The sequence below is a fragment of the Microcoleus sp. BR0-C5 genome, assembly GCF_036705045.1.
GTDB lineage: Bacteria > Cyanobacteriota > Cyanobacteriia > Cyanobacteriales > Microcoleaceae > Microcoleus.
Genome location: NZ_JAUBTR010000052.1, coordinates 34,005 through 41,076 on the forward strand (window position 1 = coordinate 34,005; position 7,072 = coordinate 41,076).

The window sequence follows — 7,072 nt, forward strand, 5'->3', positions numbered from 1 at the left end:
GGTAACTGAATATACTGATTTGCTGTGACCAGTGAGAGTAAATACTTCTTTTCCAGTTGTTAAATCCCAGACTTTGAGGGTTTTGTCCAAAGAACCAGAAATTGCCCGCTTCCCATCAGCAGTGACGGTAACTGAATATACTGATTTGCTGTGACCAGTGAGAGTAAATACTTCTTTTCCAGTTGTTAAATCCCAGACTTTGATGCTGTCGTCATCTGAACCAGAAATTGCCCGCTTCCCATCAGCAGTGACGGTTACTGCGCCTACTGATTTGCTGTGACCAGTGAGAGTAAATTCTTCCTTTCCAGTTGTTAAATCCCAGACTTTGATGGTGGTGTCTCCTGAACCAGAAATTGCCCGCTTGCCATCAGTAGTGACCGCGACTGCATTTACCGAGTTGCTGTGACCTTCGAGGGTGCGTAGTAGTCCCCTGCAAGGGGGAGTAAAACATGGTGTCAAAGGACGCAACCAAGGTGCTGCTTTCCACTGCTTGGCTACTTCCAGCATTGCCTGAATCTCTGGTATTTCAAAGTACAGTAAGCGCCCTAACAATTGCCCTGCCAGTTGCCTTTTATCTCGCTCCAAAATATCGGCTGACATCCACAGTACCGCTTGAATCAAGTCCAGGGCTTTCGCTGTTTCTGGGTTGTACTCTGGGTGAGTTACTGCTTCTGAATCGTCAACTAAATTGAAATCATCAATCAGTGCCTCCACCCCAAATTCAGGATGCTGAATCTTTGCCATCAGAAAGTTAAAATCTGTCAGTCTTTGATAATACTTTTCTAAATTCCCTGACTTGACATAATTTGGCAGTAAGCTGCCCAGATAAGCACGTTGATAGGAAAGTGGTTTGGCCGCTAACTTGTCAGCAAATTCTCCCATTTCACCCCAACCCCTCTTCTAAATACTCAGCAATCCGTTGATTTACTTCTTTAAAAATCTTCCGCTTTGAATCCATCTCCCGTTTGCCTTTCAGAAAGTCAAGGAAACTAGCATGATAGATGGTATAGCAGATTTCTCCTTCTAGATTCTGCTTTTTTAAATACTCAACCCACTCATCTTCTAAAACCTTTCCCACATCGCATTCATCTACCTTGGCAATTCCAGCAATCATTTCGCAGGGAATCGGCGTGCCAATCTCTAGTAAAATATACAAGACATTCTCCATCAATTGCCCTGGCTTAGCATCCATCCCCATCCGCACCCAATGGTTTTGATAATACTCTTGCAGCCCCTTTGGCAATTGCTTTAAATCCAAGTCATTGTAATCGCCATTAGCAATTGCTGGTAAAACATACCGCAAATACATAAAATTATTTTCGCTCTTGTTTGCCACTTGCTCGACAAAAATTAGATCGGGAATGCTGCGGGTTTGAATCCAGTTTCTCAGTTTATCTTTATACTCAGCATCAGTATTTATCAGATACCGAATATACTCTTTGATATCATCCTGATTGAAATTAACATACTCGCTGTCTCTTAAATCTAACTCTTTTACTGGAACTCCCGGGGATACGGACAGCCGCTTTTGACCGAGGTTATAGGGTCGCCTCGTCAGCAAGAAATATACGTTATTGGGCAGAGAGGTGGGTAAATGTAAAAGATTTTCTCCCGGTTGTTGTTCGACTTCATCCAGTGCATCAATTGCAATTACCAAACGTTCGCCCGCCGTGAGTTTTCCCGCGACCTTTGCCAGTAAAGTTGGTAAATCGGCGTCTTCTGAACTTGGCAATTGATAGCGGTCAATTAATTGCCGGCGAATGCTCTTCAAAAACAATTCTGGTCGGTTGCGACCTTCGACGAGAATATTGAAATAGCAGGGAGATTTATGTTCAGAGACGTATTTGGCAACGATCGAGCTTTTGCCCATTCCCGCATCCCCGACGATCGTAAAATAACCGTGAGGATTGTCGGTGATAAATTGCTGAAAAGTATCAAAAACAAATTGGCGGCCGCAAAACCTCCGAATTTTTTCTTCTATTAACGATCTAAATTCTTCAGGGTAGGGAGATGAGTTACAAGCTTGGGTGGCAACTACTGGTTGTGATGGTTGATAATACTTCTGTTTTAATTTAGTATGCATAATCTTCAACTTCCCTGCACCTTGTTGGTCAGAAAGTTCAGGGAAACTCTTTGAAAATTTCTTGTAAATCTCTCCCAGTCGCTGTGTTACAGCAGCTTCTGTTATGCTGAATTTTACTGAAAGCTGTGCCTGATTGAGGGGTGCTCTTTCAGGAGAAAAGAGTGCTGCTAATAATGTTTCTGTTTGTTCCATCGATAATCCATGTGTCCCAGATTCGCCTGTAAGCAATTCTTGCCAATCCATCTAGGTTAACCCCTCATTTAACTTTATTACAACTTACGCATCATGCACTTAAATCATCCTGAGCCTGGCCAAGGAGCTCTTAGACGGCTAGGATGCTTCCCACTCCTGAGCCTTGCGAAGAATCGGGACTCTGCATGAGAGTAGTTTAATTATACCTTGACTATACTTTGATTATACCGACCTCTAATAGACCTAAGTTTATACCTCTGGTCAACTTCACTTAATTAAAGTGATGCCATGATTTGAGCAGAACACAGACAAGCAGTTATTGATAAACAAGAGAGGTCAGTCAAATGAATTTGAACTTATTCGGCAACTCGCACGGTGACGAAGATTTTAGAAAAATGGATGAAATCCCATCACTTGGGATAGGTATAAAAATTATTAGCCAAATTGCCGATGAGCTTAGTTATACCCACACTTCTGACCGTCGCAACTGTCTGTTAATTGTAAAATATTTTCAGCCTGTACTACCTCACCCTAGCACTCAAGCTGATTGTTTTAAGCGAGCGACCGATACTTTAAACATTTTCAACTGGCTGAAAGAGCAAAAAACTAGCCAATCCGATCGCAGTTCTAACCAGCCACTGCAAAAAATTACTCTTCAACTCAATAGTGACATTGCCACTGTCACTCAAGTTTTATGGTGGGTCGAACAGTTAGAGAATCTACCACTTCCCGAAGAAGTTTTGCAGCTTTGTAAACTTGCGACAGTCGAGGGGTTTATAAATGCTATTCACCATCACAAAAATATGCCCTCGAACACTCCGATCGATCTTGCGATCGCCGTTTTTAACGAACGCATAGAAATTCAAATTTGGGATTGGGGAAAGCCTCTTAATTTTCCCAGCAAAGTTAAAATTGACCAATCGCCAACAAAAGAGCCGTTCGGTTTAAAAGAGCTAGAATTTATGTTTTAGCAAAGATGACTATATCTGCAAATCATTCTTTAATTAGTTCGGCCTGACTAGTACCGATAGGTTTTAATCTCCTGCCAGATTTGCCCTAAAAATCATGGCAGATTGCAAATTAAAACTCACCTTGTCTGCCCTCCATTCTCCCTTTTTGCTTCAGTAGGATATCTGTCGAAACAAAAAAGCTCAATATTTAGCAGAGAAAAGCGTTATGAACTCTAACTTAGAAAATTCGCACCGTGACGAAGATTTTAGCGAAATCGATGAAATAGGAAAAATAGGTATAAAACTTATTGGCAAAATTGCCGATGAGCTAAGTTATACCCGCACATCTGCTGGTCGAAACTGTCTGTTAATTGTAAAATACTTTCAGCCAGCTTTAGTACCACCCCAACCTAGCCCTCAAGCTGGTTTTTTTAAGCGTGCGATCGATGTCTTACACAGTTTTAACTGGCTTCAAGAGCAACGAAATCCCCAATCCGCTCGAAGTTATAACCCGCCACTTCACAAATTTAAGCTTCAAGTAAATAGCGAGCTCCAGGCGGTTACTCAAGTTTTATGGTGGGTCGAGCAGTTAGAGCTTCTACCCATTCCCGAAGCAGTTTTGCAGCTTTGTAAACTTGCTGCGATCGAGGGTTTTGCCCATGCTGTTCGCCACGCCCACCAAAATCTGTCAGTGGGAACTCCGAAAATCGAGCTGGCGATCGCAGTATTTAACGAACGCCTAGAGATCGAAATATGGGATTGGGGCAAGCCTTTTGAGCTCAAGACTAAGCTGAAAGAAGAATTGCCCGAAAAAACTCTGTTTAGTTGGAACGACTTGGGCTTTACTCTTCACTAAAGCTGTTCTGAAATTGCCACCCGTCTATTGACAACTGAAAGAAACTTTTTTGTGATAATTACTGGCACTACTCCCAAGATTCTCGTTGTGGACGATGACCCATCCATCCGCACTCTAGTTCATCGTTTTTTAAATCAGAAATATCAAGTAGATTCGGCAGCAGATGGCGAGACGGCTTTAGCATTGTTTGAAAAATTAAAGCCACTGCTAGTAGTTCTCGATTGGAATTTGCCGGATACTACAGGCTATCACCTCTGCCAGGAAATGCAGCGCCGGACTAATGTTTTTGTGGTAATGCTAAGCAGCCGCACGGACGAAGCTGATAAACTTAAAGTCCTGTCTGCAGGTGCTGATGACTATATCTGCAAACCCTTTGGTTTGGCAGAGTTGGCAATTCGTATAGAAGTTGTGTTGAGACGGATGAGGCCTGTCACTCCCTCACGTATTGTATTCGATCGATTCGCGATCGATTCAGCGCGTCGGGAAGCAACACTCAACGATCGCATTGTCAAGTTAACAGCCTTGGAATTTAAGATATTATATTTTTTGGCAAGTCATTCCGGTCAATCTTGGAGTCGCCAACAGCTAATCGAAAAAATCTGGGGGTGGAACTGCAACGACACAGGAGAAGAGAACGTTGTTAGCGTACATATCGGTCAGATTCGCAAGAAAATGATTCAAGCTGATGCTAGTGGATCGCAGTTTATTAAAACTATTCGGGGTTACGGTTACAGGTTCGATCCGCCCTCGCGCACTACAATGGCAATTTCCTAAGATCATCGGCATTAACCACGTTATAAAACAAAACGTCTAATTTAGAGCTTTATTGCTTGATAAAAATAGGTAAACACCGATGGTGAAAGTTGAGAGTGCGGAATCTAGGTTGCAGCAGATGATGGATGATTTGGAAGACTAACATCGAGTTTTAGATCCTCGACTACTTTCCTCGTCCTCGGGCCTGGAAACCTGCTAAATTGTAGGGACACGGCACTGCCGTGTCCTGACTTAGATATCCTAGTTTTTAGCCGCCCCAAACCTTCTTCAAAACCTCTTGAGGAGAGATGTCCGCCATTTTGCCAGTAGGAGATTTAATGCCCAAAAATCGATCGCTCTTTGGCAACAATTTCGCCGGTTCAGTTGGGCCGAACAAAGCTATTGTATAAGTTTGAACCGCCACAGCTAAGTGCATCGGCGCACTGTCAGTACATATCATCAAATTAGCAGCAGCAATTGTCGCCGCCAACTTGCCGACATCATCCGGCGAGATAACTTTTACATTCGGACATAACTCGACTAACTTTGCCACGAAGTCTGCATCTTCGGGCCCTTTCACAACAACAACGGGCAAATTCGGCTGCCGCTGCTGACAATCTTCAATTATTTGCTTCCAGTTGTCTGTAGGGTAAATTTTGTCAATACCTTTAGACACAGCTAATTGACTCGAACCGCCGTGAATTAGAATGTAGCCGCTTTCTTTTACGCCCAACCGCTGTTGTTCGGATTCTGCCCACTGAATGTCCTGTTTAGGTACATTAATTGCCACTGGCGGACAAGGATTTTTAAGGTTAAATCCTTGCAGCAAATCGTGGTACATTGAAGCCGCGTACTGTTCAGTTTTCAGCGGTATCGCAGCGGTGAGAAATCGAGCACCGTTGGTTCCCGAATAGCCAACTCTCTTCGGAATGCCGGTCAGCCACAGCAGCAGCCCTACAGTCCACCGCTGGCCTAGGGAAATAACTGCTTCGTATTCGCGATCGCGAATTACGCCCAGTAAATTGCCCAAATCTGCCATAGCGTTGCGGTCTTTGAAATTGTAAGTCAAGACTTCTTTGACGGACTTGCAGACTCGGTAAGCACCCTTTGCCCTCGGTTCCACGATGACATCAATTTGCGCGTCGGGATAAGACTGCTTGAGGTCATCAAGAGTGGGGAAAAATAAAATTTGGTCGCCAATCCCGCCAGGGACAAGTGCTAGTATTCGCATCATAAACGATCGGGCTATTATTGATCGAGGTAGCTCTCAGAGATCGGCTCTCAACTATCAGCTTATAGTATTTCTAGACCTTAAAAGCTACTGGCTGACAGCTAAACAACTGACTCAAAAGTACAGGACGCTCTTATTATATATATCTAGTTGGGTTAAAAACGGTTAGTAAATGCACTTATTAATTCCTGCAGCGGGTTCGGGGCGACGGATGGGGAGTCAGCGGAACAAACTGCTGCTGACTTTGCTCTCTAAACCTTTGCTGAGTTGGACTTTGGCTGCGGCTGAAGCTTCGCAGCACATTAGCTGGATTGGCATCATGGGCCAGCCAGACGATTTTCCTGATTTTAAAGCCATTCTGAGCGATTTATCTTTGGTTAAGCCCGTGGAACTGATTAAAGGAGGCGCCACCCGCCAAGAGTCAGTTTACAACGGTTTGCAGGCTTTGCCGGAGGATGCCGATCGAGTGTTGATTCACGACGGAGCCCGATGTTTGGCAACTGCTGAATTGTTCGATCGATCTGCCGAGGCCCTCTTGACCTGTCCGGGCTTGATTGTCGCCATCCCGGTCAAGGATACGATTAAGGTCGTAGATGAGCGTCGGATCGTGCGAGACACCCCTGACAGAAGCAATTTGTGGGCGGCCCAGACTCCCCAAGGATTTGAAGTTAAATTGTTAAAGCAGTGTCACGAAGCAGGGCGACAAAAAGGTTGGGAAGTGACCGACGATGCAGCTTTGTTTGAAAAATGCGGTTTACCAGTCCGAATTGTGGAGGGAGAAGAGACGAATTTGAAAGTCACAACGCCCGTAGATTTGGCCCTAGCTGAATTTATTTTGCGGCAGAGAACAGATAAGAGTAAATAGAATTTGTTGAGTATTTTTAAGAACGGGCATCTTGCCCGTTCCACAATCCATAATTTGTTAGTTGTGGAACAGGCATCTTGCCTGTTCAATAATGATGATGCTGGGTTAATTGTGGAACAGGCATCTTGCCTGTTCAAGAATA

6 protein-coding genes and 1 pseudogene are annotated in these 7,072 nt (G+C 44.0%); 4 read left to right on the top strand and 3 right to left on the bottom strand.

Features of this window, described 5'->3' with window-relative positions:
- A pseudogene (locus QUB08_RS21885) lies at window positions 1–882 on the bottom strand (WD40 repeat domain-containing protein); the annotation flags it as partial.
- A 1-nt stretch (window position 883) separates the two neighbouring features.
- Window positions 884–2,326: an NACHT domain-containing protein gene (locus QUB08_RS21890; RefSeq protein WP_333227057.1), complete on the bottom strand. Its 1,443-nt coding sequence runs from the start codon at window positions 2,324–2,326 to the stop codon at window positions 884–886.
- A gap of 293 nt (window positions 2,327–2,619) precedes the next feature.
- Between QUB08_RS21890 and QUB08_RS21895 the strand changes: the two genes are divergently transcribed.
- The 3 genes from QUB08_RS21895 (at window position 2,620) to QUB08_RS21905 (ending at window position 4,855) form a co-directional block, all read left to right on the top strand.
- A complete protein-coding gene (locus tag QUB08_RS21895; protein ID WP_333227059.1) occupies window positions 2,620–3,246 on the top strand; it encodes an ATP-binding protein in 627 nt (208 codons plus the stop codon).
- A 205-nt stretch (window positions 3,247–3,451) separates the two neighbouring features.
- Window positions 3,452–4,081 carry an ATP-binding protein gene (locus tag QUB08_RS21900; RefSeq protein WP_333227061.1) on the top strand — a complete coding sequence of 210 codons (630 nt, stop codon included), beginning with the start codon at window positions 3,452–3,454 and terminating at the stop codon, window positions 4,079–4,081.
- Window positions 4,082–4,138: 57 nt separating this feature from the next.
- On the top strand, window positions 4,139–4,855 hold the full coding sequence (locus QUB08_RS21905) for a response regulator transcription factor (protein WP_445300944.1): 717 nt from the start codon (window positions 4,139–4,141) through the stop codon (window positions 4,853–4,855).
- 247 nt (window positions 4,856–5,102) lie between these two features.
- On the opposite strand, the gene QUB08_RS21910 is transcribed toward QUB08_RS21905, so the two are convergent.
- The gene (locus tag QUB08_RS21910; protein WP_333227091.1) at window positions 5,103–6,065 is read right to left on the bottom strand and encodes a glycosyltransferase family 9 protein; all 963 of its coding nucleotides are present in this window, start codon (window positions 6,063–6,065) and stop codon (window positions 5,103–5,105) included.
- A gap of 172 nt (window positions 6,066–6,237) precedes the next feature.
- On the opposite strand from QUB08_RS21910, the gene ispD reads away from it, so the two are divergent.
- Window positions 6,238–6,930: a 2-C-methyl-D-erythritol 4-phosphate cytidylyltransferase gene (gene ispD, locus QUB08_RS21915; RefSeq protein WP_333227065.1), complete on the top strand. Its 693-nt coding sequence runs from the start codon at window positions 6,238–6,240 to the stop codon at window positions 6,928–6,930.
- The last annotated feature ends 142 nt before the right edge of the window (window positions 6,931–7,072 follow it).